At 66.3% G+C, this 16,075-nt stretch carries 14 protein-coding genes; 8 read left to right on the top strand and 6 right to left on the bottom strand.

The window, feature by feature from the left end:
- Positions 1-82: 82 nt before the first annotated feature.
- From AC1RLU_RS23675 to AC1RLU_RS23665, 3 genes are all read right to left on the bottom strand, one after another.
- On the bottom strand, positions 83-1,675 hold the full coding sequence (locus AC1RLU_RS23675; protein ID WP_061966557.1) for an ABC transporter substrate-binding protein: 1,593 nt from the start codon (positions 1,673-1,675) through the stop codon (positions 83-85).
- A gap of 281 nt (positions 1,676-1,956) precedes the next feature.
- The gene (locus tag AC1RLU_RS23670; RefSeq protein ID WP_061966556.1) at positions 1,957-2,622 is read right to left on the bottom strand and encodes a GntR family transcriptional regulator; all 666 of its coding nucleotides are present in this window, start codon (positions 2,620-2,622) and stop codon (positions 1,957-1,959) included.
- A gap of 52 nt (positions 2,623-2,674) precedes the next feature.
- Positions 2,675-4,081, bottom strand: a complete 1,407-nt coding sequence (locus AC1RLU_RS23665) for a flagellar biosynthesis protein FlgA (protein WP_492798553.1) — start codon at positions 4,079-4,081, stop codon at positions 2,675-2,677.
- Between the two features lie 150 nt (positions 4,082-4,231).
- Between AC1RLU_RS23665 and AC1RLU_RS23660 the strand changes: the two genes are divergently transcribed.
- The 6 genes from AC1RLU_RS23660 to AC1RLU_RS23635 all read left to right on the top strand — a co-directional run bounded on the left by AC1RLU_RS23660 (position 4,232) and on the right by AC1RLU_RS23635 (position 10,284).
- Positions 4,232-5,266 carry a 4-hydroxythreonine-4-phosphate dehydrogenase PdxA gene (locus AC1RLU_RS23660; RefSeq protein WP_113586238.1) on the top strand — a complete coding sequence of 345 codons (1,035 nt, stop codon included), beginning with the start codon at positions 4,232-4,234 and terminating at the stop codon, positions 5,264-5,266.
- A gap of 69 nt (positions 5,267-5,335) precedes the next feature.
- Complete coding sequence (locus AC1RLU_RS23655) at positions 5,336-6,331, top strand: Bug family tripartite tricarboxylate transporter substrate binding protein (protein ID WP_492798552.1); 996 nt, start codon at positions 5,336-5,338, stop codon at positions 6,329-6,331.
- A 129-nt stretch (positions 6,332-6,460) separates the two neighbouring features.
- The gene (locus AC1RLU_RS23650; RefSeq protein ID WP_492798551.1) at positions 6,461-6,949 is read left to right on the top strand and encodes a tripartite tricarboxylate transporter TctB family protein; all 489 of its coding nucleotides are present in this window, start codon (positions 6,461-6,463) and stop codon (positions 6,947-6,949) included.
- An 18-nt stretch (positions 6,950-6,967) separates the two neighbouring features.
- Positions 6,968-8,479 (top strand): tripartite tricarboxylate transporter permease, encoded by a 1,512-nt coding sequence (locus AC1RLU_RS23645; RefSeq protein ID WP_492798550.1) that lies wholly within the window; start codon positions 6,968-6,970, stop codon positions 8,477-8,479.
- A 33-nt stretch (positions 8,480-8,512) separates the two neighbouring features.
- Positions 8,513-9,430 (top strand): dihydrodipicolinate synthase family protein, encoded by a 918-nt coding sequence (locus AC1RLU_RS23640; RefSeq protein WP_492798549.1) that lies wholly within the window; start codon positions 8,513-8,515, stop codon positions 9,428-9,430.
- 134 nt (positions 9,431-9,564) lie between these two features.
- A complete protein-coding gene (locus AC1RLU_RS23635) occupies positions 9,565-10,284 on the top strand; it encodes a ribonuclease activity regulator RraA (RefSeq protein ID WP_492798548.1) in 720 nt (239 codons plus the stop codon).
- Between the two features lie 28 nt (positions 10,285-10,312).
- Here the strand turns inward: AC1RLU_RS23635 and AC1RLU_RS23630 are convergent, their stop codons facing one another.
- On the bottom strand, positions 10,313-10,786 hold the full coding sequence (locus AC1RLU_RS23630) for a hypothetical protein (RefSeq protein WP_091862613.1): 474 nt from the start codon (positions 10,784-10,786) through the stop codon (positions 10,313-10,315).
- 200 nt (positions 10,787-10,986) lie between these two features.
- On the opposite strand from AC1RLU_RS23630, the gene AC1RLU_RS23625 reads away from it, so the two are divergent.
- Both AC1RLU_RS23625 and AC1RLU_RS23620 read left to right on the top strand, forming a co-directional pair.
- Positions 10,987-11,643 (top strand): helix-turn-helix domain-containing protein, encoded by a 657-nt coding sequence (locus AC1RLU_RS23625; protein ID WP_082617320.1) that lies wholly within the window; start codon positions 10,987-10,989, stop codon positions 11,641-11,643.
- A 171-nt stretch (positions 11,644-11,814) separates the two neighbouring features.
- A complete protein-coding gene (locus AC1RLU_RS23620) occupies positions 11,815-14,385 on the top strand; it encodes a DNA translocase FtsK (RefSeq protein WP_492798547.1) in 2,571 nt (856 codons plus the stop codon).
- A 17-nt stretch (positions 14,386-14,402) separates the two neighbouring features.
- Here the strand turns inward: AC1RLU_RS23620 and AC1RLU_RS23615 are convergent, their stop codons facing one another.
- Positions 14,403-15,227: an inositol monophosphatase family protein gene (locus AC1RLU_RS23615; RefSeq protein ID WP_492798546.1), complete on the bottom strand. Its 825-nt coding sequence runs from the start codon at positions 15,225-15,227 to the stop codon at positions 14,403-14,405.
- A complete protein-coding gene (locus AC1RLU_RS23610; protein WP_492798545.1) occupies positions 15,224-16,066 on the bottom strand; it encodes an endonuclease/exonuclease/phosphatase family protein in 843 nt (280 codons plus the stop codon). Before AC1RLU_RS23610 ends, AC1RLU_RS23615 begins: the two co-directional genes overlap by 4 nt.
- Positions 16,067-16,075 lie beyond the last annotated feature (9 nt).

Raw genomic sequence — 16,075 nt, 5'->3', positions numbered from 1 at the left:
GTCCGGCGGGGCCGCGTCACTTGGCAAGCATCAACTGGCAAGCATCAACCGCGCCACGATGTGGCGCGGTTGATGCGGAAGGTCACTTGCCGATGTCGACGCCGTAGAAGGTGTGGCGGCCGAACGGCGAGAGCTTGAAGTCCTTCACTTCCTTGCGGACGGGCTTCAACTGCACGGCGTGGGCAATGGTGAACCAGGGCGACTGTTCCTTGAAGATCACCTGCGCCTGCCGGTAGAGCTTCTCGCGCTCGGCCTGGTCGGTGACCGTCTTCGCCTTCACGACCAGGTCGTCGAAGGGCTTGTAGCAGAACTTCGCGACGTTGCCGCCGTTGTTCTTGGCCGCGTCGCAGCCCAGCAGCGTATGCAGGAAGTTGTCCGGGTCGCCGTTGTCGCCGGTCCAGCCGAACATGCCGGTCTGGTGCTCGCCCGCCTGCAGGCGCTTGCGGTACTCGCCCCATTCGAAGCTCTTGATCTCGGCCTTGACGCCGACCTTGGCGAGATCGGCCTGCATCAGTTCGGCGATGCGCTTGGCGTTGGGATTGTAGGGGCGCTGCACCGGCATGGCCCAGAGGTCGATCTCCAGCCCGTTCGGATAGCCGGCCTCGGCCAGCTCCTTCTTGGCCGCCTCCGGATCATAGGGGTCGTCCTTGATCGTCTCGTTATACGACCACATGGTCGGCGGGATCGGGTTGATCGCCGCGACGCCGCTGGAGAGATAGACCGCGTCGATGATCGCCTGCTTGTTGATCGCCTTGTTGACGGCGTGGCGCACCTTGACGTCGTCGAACGGCTTCTTGGTGGTGTTGTAGGCGAGATAGCCGATGTTCAGGCCGGGCTGCTCGAGAATCTCGACATTGGCGTCCTTCCTGATCGCGTCGAGATCAGCCGGGTTCGGATAGGGCATGACATGGCATTCGCCCTTCTGGAGCTTGGCCCAGCGCACCGAGGCGTCCGGCGTGATCGCGAAGATCAGGTCGTCGATCTTGGCCTTGCCGGCCCAATAGTCGGGATTGGCCTTGTAGCGGATGATCGCGTCTTTCTGGTATTGCACGAGATAGAACGGGCCGGTGCCGATCGGGTCCTGGTCGAGCTTCTCGGGCGTGCCCGCCTTCAGCATCGCATCGGCATATTCCTTCGACTGCACGCTGGCATATTGCATGGCGAGGTCGGCAAGGAACGGCGCTTCCGGCTGGTTCAGCGTGAACTTGACGGTGTAGTCATCGACCTTCTCGACGGATTTCAGCAGCTTGGGCATGCCCATGTCGTTGAAATAGGAGTGGTTCGAGCTCGTCACCTTGAAGAACGGATGGTTCTCCTTCCACTGCCGCTCGATCATGAAGATGATGTCGTCGGCATTGAAGTCGCGCGTCGGCTTGAAGCTCTTGTTGGACTGCCACTTGACGTTCTTGCGCAGGTGGAAGGTGTAGGTCAGGCCATCCGGCGAGATATCCCATTTCTCGGCAAGGGCCGGCTGGACCTTGGTGCCGCCACGCTCGAACTGGACGATCGTGTCGTAGATCTGGGTGTTCGCATCGAAGGACGTGCCGGTGGTGTTGACGCTCGGCGCGAAATTCTCGGGACTGCCCTCGGAGCAATAGACCAGCGTCTTGGCCATCAGCGGTTGCGCGGCCATCAGCGCGGCGGCCGACAGCGTCGCCAACAGAATCGTCTTCATGGGTGTCTCCTTGAACGCCTTTCCGCCCTCGCGAGGGCGGCAAACGGCCCCGTTGTATCGGAAGCTCCTGGGGCGGAAGTCCCCGGGCCGCCTTGTCTACAGCTTATTCAAAGAAGGAGAGCGCGGATAGCCGTCTCGGAGGGCTTGAAGGCCGGCTCCAAGGTGAGGGTAAACGATTGTGTCAGAACGGATTCCGGCCGGCGCGAGAGAGCTTGTGCTGCCGTCGGAAGCTTATTCGAAAGTCTATGGGTTCCAGACAGGCCCGATGTTCGGGCAGGCCCTCAGAGGACTTCGCGCACCCGCACCAGCGTCGTGTCCATATGGCGGCCGATCGCCTCGGCCAGGGCGTCGCCGTCGCGCCTGAGCAGCGCCGCCATCATGTCCTCATGCTCGGCGACCGCTCCGGCCCATTTTTCGGGGCCTTCGTTGCCGACGAAGCGCAGCCGCTTGATCCGCGATTGCAGCGTGGTGTGCATCTCGGCCAGCACGGCATTGCCGGAGGCCGCGACGATAGCGCTGTGGATCGCCTGATTGAGCTTGAAATAGTCCAGCCGGTCGCGCGTCGCGTAGAGTGCCAGCATGTCCCGGTGCAGCGTGTGGATCGCTTCGACGGTGGCGTCGCTGGCCTGCGCACAGGCGATCCGACCGCCGAGCTGCTCCAGGCTCTTGATGACTTCGAGGATGTCGGCGAGGTCCCGTGCCGAGAATTTCCGGACGATCGCGCCCTTGGCCGGCAGGATCTCGACGAGCCCCTCGCTGGCGAGAGTCTTGATCGCCTCGCGCAATGGCGTCCGCGAGACCCCGAGCTGGGCGCCGACCTGGCCTTCGTTGATGCGCTGGCCGGGGGCGAGGCGCCCTTCGATGATCATGTCGCGCACGCGCTCCAGCACCTCGTCATGGAGGGTCCGCCGCGTGATCGGGATATAGTCGGCCGCCGTCTCGCTCATCGTTGCTCCCGTGTTTCCGGCCTCTCCGTTACGGCATGCGGCTTCCGCGCTGTCAAACCGGCACGTCGTTCCCGGCGGCAAACAGCGCGTCCTGCCGCCGGCGCATCGCCAGCAACCCGGAATCCTCGGGGATCGCGACATCGCCGAGGCGGATTGCCGCGCCGGCCTTGACCGGGCGAACGAGCGTCCGGTCGGCGACCAGGTAGAACGGGGCGGCGCGCTCGGCTGCCAGCGCCATCGCGGGCCTCACTTCGGCGCCGACATTGTCGATGCTGTGATGATGCCCGCCCATCGCGAGCACCGTCCCGGCCGCGAGATCGCGCTGCGCCACGGCGACGAGATCCTGCCGCGGGCGGTAATCGTCGCCATAGCCCGAGCGGCCGAGGCCGGCGGCGTCGAGAATGGAGGTGGCGACCTCGACGCCGAGCAGGTGGCGCGGCAGGTAGAGCGCGGCCGTCCTGCCGCTGCGGCTGACGACATGGCCCTTGCCGGCCAGCATTTCCCAGGTCTCGTCATTGTCGCAGCGCACGACGATGAAGACGCCGCCGGCAAAGCTCGCTTCTTCCTTGAGCCGCAGATGATGGAACACGTCGATCCGGCGCGTGCCGCCCATCAGGCCGCCTTCGCTGCGCTCCGCGAAGAGATCGGCGAGCTCGGGGACGCGGGCCGGCGGCGCGTGGAAGCCGGCGGCATCGGCCGAGAAATCCAGCGCATTGGCGACCAACGTCATCTCACAGAGATCGGGCACGGCCCGCAGCGGGAAAGCCTCGCCGAGGATGCGCGCGCGCTCGGCTGCATTGGTCACGATCGACCGCGAGCCCGGCAGCCAGTGCTCGCGCAGCGCCGGCAGCGAACGTGTCACGCCATTGCAGGTGACGTCGCCGGTCGCGGCATCGAGCACGAAATCGTATTCGCTCGACTTGCCGCCTGCGATGATCTCGAGGCCGATGACCTCGGCCCAGCTCGCCAGCGCGATCAGCAGGCTCGGCTGGTCGCCATCGACCGGCGTCACCACGACGCCCTTGTCGCGGGCGAGCCGTGCCAGCCCGGGACCCACGACGCTGTCGGCCTCCTTCGAGACCAGCGCGACATGGCGGCCGGCATCGATCGCGGTGAGGCTGTGCCGTGTGGCTGCCTCGGGGCTTCCAGTGGCTTCGACGAGAAGCGAGAAGGGCAATTCCATGACGACGTCGAGGCTCGCCGCGGCGATGCACTTGCCGGCGTTCCATGCGGTCCTGGCCTCGGCGCCGGTTGCGCACAGCGCGATCTCGTCCGGCTCGAAACCGGCCGCGGCGAAGGCGCGCGCGGCCGCTTCGGCGGTGACGTCGACCGCGATGCGCGCATTGACCAGCCGCGTCCGGCGCGACTGCGCGAGATAGCTGCGCCCGAAGCTGCCGCTACCGACCAGGCAGGTTTCGACCGGCTCCGCGATCCCGGCGTAGTGCGCATGAAAATTCATCGGCCCTCCTTCGGCGCGGCCGCAATCCGCACCTGTGTCTTCCCGCTTGGTACAGCAATCTGGATATGCTGCATACAGCATACTTGAGTGGCAGGGCTGCCTGTGTTAGCCAACGGGCCAGACGAACGGACAGGCAGCGGAGTGGCGGCCATGAGTGAGCGGACGAATGACGCCTTGCCGGTGATCGCCGTTGCGATGGGCGACCCTTCCGGCATCAGCCCCGAACTGACGGCTCGCATCCTGTCGGAGGCCGATCTGCGTGCTGCCGCGCGCTATGTGGTCTTCGGCGACAAGCGGCTGCTCGATCTCGGCATCAAGGACGGCGGCGTCGATCCGCAGGTCCAGGTCGTCAAGGACGGTGACGCCGTGCCGCTTGGCGACAAGCCCGCCTTTATCGATCTCGGCAATCACGACCCCGCCGATCTCAAGCGCGGCACCGCGACGCTCGCCGGCGGCAAGGCTGCGACCGAGAATTTCCGCCGCGCGCTGCAATTCGCCGCCTCCGGCCAGGCCGATGCGGTGTTCTTCACGCCCTTCAACAAGGCCGCGATGCGCTTCGCCTATCCCGGCTATGACGACGAAATCCGCTTCGTGCGCGACGCGATCGGCTTCGAGGGCGCCGCGAGCGAGTTCAATATCCTCGACAAGCTCTGGAACGCCCGCGTCACCTCGCATATCCCGCTCTCGGAAGTGGCTCAGAACATCACGCAGGAGCGCATCCTGCGCGCCCTGACGCTGGCCGATGCCAATCTGCGCGCGGCCGGCTTCAACCCACCGCGTATCGCGGTGGCCGGTATCAATCCTCATGCCGGTGACGGTGGCAATTTCGGCCGCGACGAGATCGAGACGATCGAGCCGGCGGTGAAGGCGGCCAAGGCCAAGGGCTTCACCGTCGAGGGGCCGTTCCCGTCGGATACGGTGTTCCTGCGTGCGAAGAACGGCGATTTCGACGCCGTTCTGACGATGTACCACGACCAGGGCCAGATCGCGATGAAGCTGATCGGCTTCGACCGCGGCGTCACCCTGATCGGCGGCTTCCCCTTCCCGATCTGCACGCCGGCCCATGGCACGGCCTATGAGATCGCCGGCAAGGGCGTCGCCAATCTCGGCGCGACGCGCGCCGCGCTCTCGCTCGCCATCAAGATGGCCCAGGATGGCAAGGAAAAGACCCGCGCGGCTGCCTGATCCCGCCTGTCCACGTCAAGGCCGCCGCCAAGAGCGGCCCGTCAATTCCAGCTCACAGGGAGAGAAACCATGAAGACCATTGCTATTTCGGCTGCGCTTGCCGGCGCGGTTGCCTTCGGCGGCATCGGTGCCGCCCAGGCCTGGGAGCCGACCAAGCCGATCGAGTTCGTCGTGACCTCGGGCGCCGGCGGCGGCACCGACAATTTCGCCCGGATCATCCAGTCGATCATCACCAAGCACAAGTTCACCGAGCAGCCCATCGTGGTGGTGAACAAGGGCGGCGGCTCCGGCGCCGAAGGCTATGTCTACGGCAAGAGCGCCAAGGGCGATCCGAACCGCGTCATCTTCGGCACCAACAATGCCTATCTGCTGCCCTATGTCGCCAAGCTCGGCTACAAGTTCACGGACCTGACCCCTGTCGCGGCGCTGGCGCTCGACGAGTTCCTGCTCTGGGTCAAGGGCGATGCCCCCTATGCCGACGCCAAGGCCTATATCGAGGCGGTCAAGGCCAAGCCGATGGGCTTCAAGATGGGCGGCAGCCAGTCGAAGGACACCGACCAGACCCTGACCTCGATGATCCAGGACGCCACCGGCGTGAAGTGGATCTATATCCCGTTCCAGGGTGGCAGCGCCGCGGCCGTGCAGCTCGCCGGCGGCCATATCGATTCCAACACCAACAACCCCAACGAGAATATCGGCCAGTGGAAGGCCGGGCAGGTCAAGCCGCTCTGCGTCTTCTCGCCGGTGCGCCTCGCCAAGGGCGAACCCGTCCATGACGGCAAGGGCTGGGGCGATATCCCGACCTGCAAGGAGGCGGGCCTGCCGCTGGAGACCTTCCAGATGCCGCGCACCGTCTGGCTGCCGGCCGACGTCCCGGCCGATGCCGTGACCTATTATGCCGGCCTGCTGGAGAAGGTCTCCAAGACCCCCGAATGGCAGGAATTCGTGACGCGCACCGCCCAGACCGGCAAGTTCATGAAGGGCAAGGAGCTCGCCGATTTCGTCGCCAAGGACGAGGCGGCCAACAAGAAGGTCTTCGAGAACGAAGGCTGGGTCGCGAAGTAAGGTGGGATCGTCATTCCCGGGCGGCGCGGCGCGCCGTCCCGGGAATCTCATGACGAGATGGCTGGTTTCCGAGATGGCCGGGTCAAGCCCGGCCATGACGTGCAAGCCCTGAAAGGGAGAACCCACCGCATGATCACCCGCTTCTGGGCCGAGATCGGGACCGCGATCCTGACGCTCGTCTTCGGGCTCGTCATCGTGAAGGGCTCGCTCGAATTCGGCATCGGCTGGGACAGCTCCGGCCCGCAGCCCGGCGCCTTTCCCTTCTATGCGGGGGCGCTGATCGCACTGGCGAGCCTCGGCACGATCGCGGTCACGCTCAGCCAGCGCGTCGTTGGCAGGGCCGTGCTCGCCGAGGCCTTCCTCGATGCTGAGCGCGGCAAGCGGGTGCTGTCCTTCCTGCTGCCGCTCGTCGCCTTCGTCGTGCTGAGCGTAACGCTCGGCATGTATGTCGCGACGATCCTCTATCTCGTCTTCGCGATGCGCTTCCAGGGCGGCTACGGCTGGTTCCAGAGTCTCGCGACCGCTTTCGTGACGGCGGCCTTCTTCTATTTCGCCCTTGAGAAATTCTTCCAGATCGGCCTGCTGAAGGGCCCGATCGAGCCGCTCATCGGCCTCTGAGACGGCGGGGATATCAGCATGGATAATGTCGCCAACCTGATGCACGGCTTCTCGGTCGCGCTCACCACGCACCATGTCCTGCTGATGATGGCGGGGGTCCTGCTCGGCGTGCTCGTCGGCGTGCTGCCGGGTCTGGGCGCCCCAAACGGCGTCTCGCTCCTGCTGCCGCTGACTTTTTCGATGGATCCGGTCTCGGCGATCATCCTTTTGACCTCGCTCTACTGGGGTGCGCTCTTCGGCGGCTCGACCACCTCGATCCTGTTCAACATCCCCGGCGAACCCTCATCGGTCGCGACGACCTTCGACGGCCACCCGATGGCCAAGCAGGGCAAGGCGACGGAGGCGCTCTCCTTCGCCTTCCTTTCGGCCGGCTTCGGCGCCATGGCCGGCGTCATCCTGATCACGCTGCTCTCCGGATGGGTCGCGAATTTTGCGCTGCGCTTCTCCTCGCCAGAATATTTCGCCGTCTATTTCATGACCTTCGCCAGCTTCATCGGGCTCGGCGGCGCCTCGCCCTTCAAGACGGTCGTCTCGATGGCGATGGGCTTCGCACTGGCGACCATCGGCATGGACTCGGTTTCCGGCAATGTCCGCCTCACCTTCGAGTTCGACGTGCTGCTCGCCGGCGTCAGCTTCCTGATCGCGGTCATCGGCCTGTTCGGCATCGGCGAATTGCTGCTGACGATGGAGGAGGGGCTGAAATTCGAGGGCGTCGCCGCCAAGGTCCGCATCGGCGACGTGCTGCGGACGGCCGCCAAGCTGCCGCGCTACTGGCTCGCCCTGCTGCGCTCCTCGCTGATCGGCATCTGGATGGGCATCACGCCGGGCGGGCCGACCGCGGCCTCCTTCATGAGCTACGCCATGGCCAAGCGCTCCTCGCGCAACCCCGCCAAATTCGGCAAGGGCGAGCCCGAGGGCGTGATCGCGCCCGAGACGGCCGACCATGCCGCCGGATCCGCCGCCATGCTGCCGATGCTGGCGCTCGGCATTCCCGGTTCCGCGACGGCTGCGGTGATGATGGGCGGCCTGATGATCTGGGGCCTCAATCCCGGCCCGACGCTCTTCACCGACCGGCCGGATTTCGTCTGGGGGCTGATCGCCTCGATGTATCTCGGCAATGTCGTCGCGGTTGTCGTGGTGCTGGCGACGGTGCCGCTCTTCGCCTCGATCCTGCGCATCCCCTTCTCGATCATCGGGCCGGTCATCGTGGTGATCTGCTTCATCGGCGCCTTCACCGCCGCGAGCAAGGAATTCGACATCTGGCTCGCGCTGGTCTTCGGCCTCGTCGGCTATCTCTTCAAGAAGCTCGACTATCCGATCGCGCCGCTGGTGCTGGCCATGGTCATCGGCGACAAGGCCGAGGACGCCTTCCGCCAGTCGATGATCTTCAGCCAGGGCTCCCTTTCGATCTTCTGGTCGAACCCGCTGGTCTCGACGCTGATGACGATCGGCCTGGCGCTTCTGGTCATGCCGGTCCTCGGCTCGATCGCCCGCCGTTTGCGCGGCACCAAGGCCGCCAGCACTGTCTGAACCCGCCCCGTTCGCCACCGACGAGATGACGCCATGACCGAACCCTACAAGGGCATCCTGCCGATCGCGCCGACCATCTTCCACGACAACGGCGACCTCGATATCGAGGGCAACAGGCGCGTCATGGACCTGATGGTCGACCAGGGCGTCGACGGCATCTGCATCCTCGCCAATTTCTCGGAGCAGTTCCTGCTCACCGACGAGGAGCGCGATCAGGTCATGCGGCTCTCGCTGGAGCAGGTCGCCGGCCGCGTGCCGGTCATCGTCACCACCTCGCATTTCGCGACCCGCATCGCCGCCCAGCGCGCCAGCGCCGCAGCGGACGCCGGCGCCAAGATGCTGATGATGATGCCGCCCTATCACGGCGCGCTGCTCAAGGCTGACGAGCAGGGCATGATCGAGCACTTCAAGGCGGTGGCGGATGCCTGCGGTATCCCGATCATCCTCCAGGACGCGCCGCTTTCCGGCGTGACCATGACCGTGCCCTTCATGATCCGGCTGGCGAAGGAGGTCCCGCTTGTCCGCTATTTCAAGATCGAGGTGCCCGGCACGGCGGGTAAGCTGCGCGCGCTGATCGAGGCCGGCGGCGACGCCGTGGTCGGCCCCTTCGACGGCGAGGAGGCGATCACCCTGATGGCCGATCTCGATGCCGGCGCTACCGGCACGATGACTTCGGCGATGATCCCCGACCTGATCAAGCCGATCCTCGCGGCACACGCCGCCGGCGATCGCAAGCAGGCGGCGGCGCTCTATGCCCGCGTCCTGCCGATCATCAATTACGAGAACCGGCAGTGCGGCCTGCGCTCGGCCAAGGCGGTGATGAAGGAAGGTGGCGTCATCAAATCGGAGGCCGTGCGCCATCCCCTGACGCCGCTGCATCCGAAGACCCGCGAGGGCCTGATCGAACTCGCCCGCGAGCTCGATCCGCTGGCGCTGCGCTGGGGCAAGTAGTCCGTATCCCGGCAGGCAAGGGCGGGGTTGCGTTTTTCGCTGATCGCTTCGCCTTTACAAAGCGGGGCGGATCGCGGGAACCTCCCTGCCACCTGCCGCCCGGCGGGGAGCCACGGACGTCGGAAGGTGAACGCATGCCCAGTCTCAAGCCGGAAACCCGCGAGAAGCTGCGCACGGTCTCCGTCGCCACGCTCTGCACGGCGCTGTTCAAGCGCGGCCTGCGCAACCAGTTCATCCAGGATGTCCGCCCGCTCAATCCCGGCGCCGGCACCATGGTCGGTGAGGCCTTCACGCTCCGCTACATCCCGGCGCGCGAGGACCTGAACCCGCTCTCGGTCTTCCAGGATCGGGCCCATCCGCAGCGCAAGGCGGTCGAGGATTGCCCGCCCGGCGCCGTGATGGTGATCGACAGCCGCAAGGACCCGCGCGCGGCTTCCGCCGGGGGTATCCTTGTCTCGCGCCTGATGAAGCGAGGCGTTGCCGGCGTCGTCACAGATGGCGGCTTCCGCGATTCCTACGAGATCGCGGGATTGCCGTTCCCGAGCTATCACAACCGCCCGTCCTCCCCGACCAACCTGACCCTGCATCAGGCGATCGATATCAACGTGCCGATCGGCTGCGGCGACGTCGCGGTCTTCCCGGGCGATGTCGTGGTCGGCGACGCCGAGGGCGTCATCATCATCCCCGCCCATCTCGCCGACGAGGTCGCGGCGGAGGCGGTCGAGATGACCGCCTTCGAGGATTTCGTCACCGAGGAGGTGCTGAAGGGCCGCTCGATCCTCGGCCTCTACCCGGCGACTGAGGAGCAGACCAAGACCGATTTCGCGGCGTGGCGGAAGGTCAACGGCCGCTGATCCCGGCGACTGCCCAACTTGAGGCAGGTCAATTGCAGGCCGTCGGCGCTAGTCGCGCCCGGCCGAGCACCATCATCCGGTCGACCTGGAAGCCCGAGCGCTGGAAAGCGTCATGGTCCTGCGCCCAGGCGGCCGAGCGCTCCAGCGAGATCGCGATCCGCGGCAGGTCGAGCTCGATCGCGAGCTGGTTGGCGAAGCGCAGCAAGGCATCGACCAGACAGGTGCCCGGCAGCCTCATCATTGCCAGTTCCGAGATCTCCAGCGCCGTGCCACCCGCGATCGTCTGCGCGACGCGGAAGGTGAAGACGGCATGCGGCATGGCGCGCGCGTCGCGCAGCGCGAAGACGCCGCGCGGCCGCGCGCCATCCTGCGAATTGTCGCGCACGAAGGCGGCCCAGCCCTCCGGGGTCACCTCCGGATGCAGCATGGCGACGAGGCTGAAGACCGTGTCGGCGCCCGCAGGCGCGATGCGCGCGACCTCGAAGATATCATCGCCAGTCACGAACGCTCTCCGGGGTTTCGAGGGCGTACCGTGATTGCCGGGCCGGCAAGGGCGCATTGATCTGGATCAAATCGGCGGCTTGCGACCAGAAGCGCGCTTTGTGGGCTCGAACCCATGCGGTATGGTCTGCCGATGATCAGGAAGGTGCGATCGTGAACTGTCACCCCACGGCCTGCGGCGATGGCGGCTGCCGCAGTTGCATGGTGCGGCTGGTCAGCGTCTGTGCGTCCCTGACGGATGACGAGCTGGCGCTGCTCGAATCCCTGGCGCATCCCACGCATTTCGCCTCCGGCGCGACGCTGTTCACGCAGGGCCGCGAGGCGCATTCCGTCTACAACGTCACGGCCGGCGTCGTGCGCCTCTACAAGCTGCTCTCCGACGGTCGCCGGCAGGTGGTCGGTTTCGCGCTGCCGGGCGATTTTCTCGGCCTTGCGATGCGCGATGCCTACGGCTTCTCGGCCGATGCCATCGGCGATGTCGCGGTCTGCGCCTTCGCGCGCGGCGCCTATACCGCGCTGGTCGATGCCAAGCCGCATCTGCTGAAGCGCCTGCACGAATTCGCGACGCATGAGCTGACGCTTGCCCATGAGCAGATGATGCTGCTCGGCCGGCGCACGGCTGAGGAGAAGCTGATCTGCTTCCTGCTCGGCATGCAGCAGCGCTGGGCGCGCCTCGGCAAGCCGTCGGTCACGGTGCCGCTGCCGATGACGCGGCAGGACATCGCCGATTTCCTCGGCCTGACCATCGAAACGGTGAGCCGCACCTTCACCCGCCTCGCCCGCGAAAAGACCATCCTGATCGTCCCTGGCGGCGTGCGCGTGATGAACGCTGCGCGGATGAGCGCCGTCGCGGCCTGAGGGCTGCCGGGCGCGGTACGAGATGGCGCGGTTCTCAGGGCCAGGGCGCTGATGATCGCCGTCGCCGTGCTGATCCTGCCTGCCCCTGCGCGCTCGATCTGAACGGTCTCTTAACCCTGCCGGGCTAGCACTGGGGCTCAGGTTAACGAAGCGTAGTGTTCGCCTAAGCCCATGCATAAACTGGACCGTCACCGCCGCGCGAACGCCGTCGTTCCCGAGGATAATCGCTTCGTTCAGCCACAGGAGGGCGCGTCGTCCGCGACGCCGGAAGCCCCTGCGGCCGAGTCGATTCGGCAGGGGGGATCATCCTCCAGCCTCTGGCCGACCTATGTCAGGCCCTCGCGCTCCACGGACGCCCAGCGCAAGCTTGCGCAGGCCGAGCAGGAGCTGGCCGCTTCCCCGGTTCTGGGCCAGTCCCTCGACATCGCCATGTCCCCGAACGCTCCCGCTCCGGGCGAGAGCCGTGTCCGCTTCTGGCGCACGCCGGATCATCTGATCCGGCAGGTCTGGGGAGCGCCCGGCACCGAGACGGCGCCCGAGCCGGCAACGGATGAAGCGGTCTCCGTCGAGCTGACGTTCAACGAGGGCGAGAACGCCTTCACCGACGAGATGGCGTTCGAGGCTCCTGCGGAGATAGTTGTCGTCCCGGAGCAGGACGTCGCGACGCCGCTCGATTTCATCTCGGATCATGCCTTCTGGGAATGCGTGCCCGAGGCCGAGCGCGACGACGCCGAGTTCTCCTTCGAGCCCGTCTCTCTGCCGATGGCGGCGGAAGCGCTGGCCCATGCCCCGGTTATCGCCTTCGACGAAGAGCCGCGGGTCGCGAAGCGCGAAGCGACGCCGATCGCGGTGACTGCTCCGGTGGTCGCGCCCGCCTGGTCCGGCTTCGGCTGGGGGCAGAGCTATCAGGTGAGCTTCCAGATCGCGACGCCCTCCTGGCAGGCCCCGGCCGTGGAAACGGTTGCGGCCGAGGACGAGGCTCCGGCCCCGGAAGAAACTGTGCTTGTAGCGAAGCCCGGCGTGCCGCTGGCGCGCAGCACGCGGCCTGCGGTCGAGCCCAAGCCTGTTCCATCCAAACCGGTTCAGCCCCAGCCCGCCCAACTGGAACCTGCGCGCTCTGAACCTGAATCTGTGGCCCAGCCCGCTAAGGTCACGCCCTTCAGGGCCAAGCTCCGCCTTGTCGAGTTGCCGGTGGTGCAGGATGCCGGCTTCCAGTTGCCGCCGATCGAGTTCCTCGCCGAGCCGCCGCCGACGCAGGATGAGAGACTGCCGGTCGAGACGCTCCAGCAGAATGCCGGCCTGCTCGAAGGCGTGCTGGAGGACTTCAATATCCGAGGCGAGATCGTCCAGGCCTGTCCCGGCCCGGTCGTGACTCTCTATGAACTGGAGCCGGCCCCCGGCATCAAGAGCTCCCGGGTGATCTCTTTGGCCGACGACATCGCGCGTTCGATGAGCGCGGTATCGGCGCGTGTGGCGGTGGTTCAGGGCAAGAACGCGATCGGCATCGAACTGCCCAACACCCGCCGCGAGACCGTCTTCCTGCGCGAGCTCCTCGCCAGCCAGGATTTCGAGGCGACCAAGCACAAGCTCGCGCTCTGCCTCGGCAAGACCATCGGCGGCGAACCGGTGATCGCCGATCTCGCCCGCATGCCGCATCTGCTCGTCGCCGGCACCACCGGCTCGGGCAAGTCCGTCGCCATCAACACCATGATCCTGTCGATCCTCTACCGGCTCAAGCCGGAGGAGTGCCGCCTGATCATGGTCGATCCCAAGATGCTCGAACTCTCCGTCTATGACGGCATCCCGCATCTGCTCACCCCGGTCGTCACCGATCCCAAGAAGGCGGTCGTCGCCCTCAAATGGGCGGTGCGCGAGATGGAGGAGCGCTACAAGAAGATGTCGAAGCTCTCGGTGCGCAACATCGACGGCTTCAATGCCCGGGTCGGAGAGGCCAAGGCGGCCGGCGAGGTGATCACCCGCACCGTCCAGACCGGCTTCGACAAGCATTCCGGCGAGGCGATCTACGAGGAGGAGGTCATGGACCTCGAGCCTCTGCCCTATATCGTCGTCATCGTCGACGAGATGGCCGACCTGATGATGGTCGCCGGCAAGGAGATCGAGGGCACGATCCAGCGCCTGGCCCAGATGGCGCGTGCCGCCGGCATCCATGTCGTGCTCGCGACCCAGCGCCCCTCGGTCGACGTCATCACCGGCACGATCAAGGCGAACTTCCCGACCCGCATCTCCTTCCAGGTCACGAGCAAGATCGACTCGCGCACGATCCTCGGCGAGATGGGCGCCGAGCAGCTGCTCGGCCAGGGCGACATGCTCTACATGGCCGGCGGCGGGCGCATCACCCGTGTCCACGGCCCCTTCGTCTCGGACAGCGAGGTCGAGAAGGTCGTGGCCCATCTCAAGACCCAAGGCCGGCCGCAATATCTCGATGCCGTCACCTCCGAGGAGGACGAGGGCGCCGAGGACGAGGATGGTGCCGTCTTCGACAAGACCGGCATGGGCTCGGTCGAGAGCGACGACCCCTACGAGCAGGCTGTGGCGGTCGTGCTGCGCGACAAGAAGGCCTCGACCTCCTACATCCAGCGCCGCCTCCAGATCGGCTACAACCGCGCCGCCTCCATCATGGAGCGCATGGAGAACGAGGGCATCGTCGGACCCGCCAACCACGCTGGGAAACGCGAAATTCTTGGGGAAAGCGCTCGCCCGCGCGACGAAGACGACGACTGAGCGGCGGCGGCTGCCGCTCAGTCCAATAGGGTCGATCGAATTTCCTGCCAGCTCGCCTCATCAGGCGCGCAGAGCAGCCCGGCCGGGCGCTCGGTCGGTGTATAGAGCTGGCCGTCGAGCAGGCGCGCATGGCCGCCTGCCTCGCTGTAGAGCAGCACGCCCGGCGCATGGTCCCAAGGGTTGAGGACGCCATAGAGCAGGAATTGCAGGCGCCCCGCTGCAGCCAAACGATATTCCTGCCCGCAGCAGCGCAGCGAGCCGACTTCGAGGAAGGCGGGGAAGCGGCTGGGAAGCGTGCTGCGCAGCGGCTCGGGGAAATATTGCCAGCTCGCCATCCCGTTCATATGCCGTATCGCGACGGGCGCTGCGACACGCAGGTCGCAGCTCGCGCCATCCGCGCGGCTGAGCCATGCGCCGCCGCCGCGCAGTGCCATGGCGCTGTCCTCGGCGGCAGGGTCATGGATCACGGCGGCGGCGATCTCGCCCTTGATGATGACGGCTGCCATCACCGCGAAGAGCGAGAGGTCGCTGGCATAGTTCAGCGTGCCGTCGATCGGGTCGATGACGAAGGCGAGATCGGCTTGCGCCAGCTTTTCGAGCAGCGAGGGATCTTTCGTGACCCCTTCCTCGCCGATCAGCGCGGCGCCGGGAAAGGCCTTGGCCAGTTCAGCGCAGATGAAGCGCTCGGCCGCTTCGTCGGCTTCCGTGACGAGGTCGACCGGGTTCTGCTTGGCGCGGATATCGTCATCCGCCAACCGGCGGAAACGCGGCATCACCTCGCGCCGCGCCGCCTCGCGCAGGATCGCGTCGAGCCGCTCGTGATCCTGCCGGGTGAAGATCATCCGAGGTCGAACTCGACCAGGATCGGCTGGTGATCCGAGGCTCGCGTCTCGATGTCGTAGGTGATCGAACGCGCCCGCTGGGCGAGGTCCGGCGTCGCCAGCACGAAGTCGAGACAGCCCGGCGGGCCGTAGGTCTGGTCGCAGATGAAGGCGGAGGGCGGATGCGGTTCCGAGCCCTTCAGCACCGGCCAGAGATCGATCAGCGGCGGCACGTCACCGTCGAAGGGCGCGAGCAACTGCGCCAATCCGGCATCGTCCGGGCGCATGTTGAAATCGCCGGTCAGGATCGCGCTCGCCGCGTTCGGCGTCGGCGCATAGGTATGCGGGCCGGCTGCACGCGGCGTTGCCTGCCGCGCGGCGGCCATGCGGTGGATCTGCCGGATGCCTTCGACCTGGGCGGCCCGCAATATGGGCGAAGAGTACTCCAGATGCGTCGTCATCACCCGGATCGGGCCGAAGGGTGTCTCGACCATCGCCTCGACCAGCACGCGCGGCATGTTGCGCGTCGCTGCCGCTTCCCAGGGCAAGACATGGCGCAGCGCCTGCGCCACCGGCAATCGCGACAGGACGAGGTTGCCGAAGCGCTTGCGGCCGCCGGCGCCATCCGGAATATCGACGCCGATCGCCTCGATCGCGGTGAAGCCCGGCAGCAACTCGCTGAACAGGGCGAACTGGTCGGTGCGGTCGTTGCCGTCGAGATCGGGGAAGTTCGCCGCGACCTCCTGCAGGCAGAGCACGTCGAAATCCGCCATCTGCTTGGCGTGGTCGATGATGCGATGCGGATCGACCTTGTCGTCGACGCCGCGGGCCCATTGGATGTTCCAGGTGATCAGTTTCATCGGCGTATC

The sequence above is a fragment of the Allobosea sp. GW822-FHT05A11 genome (assembly GCF_058800455.1).
Note: the sequence above shows the minus strand (reverse complement) of the source record. Positions and strands in the feature narration are given on the sequence as shown.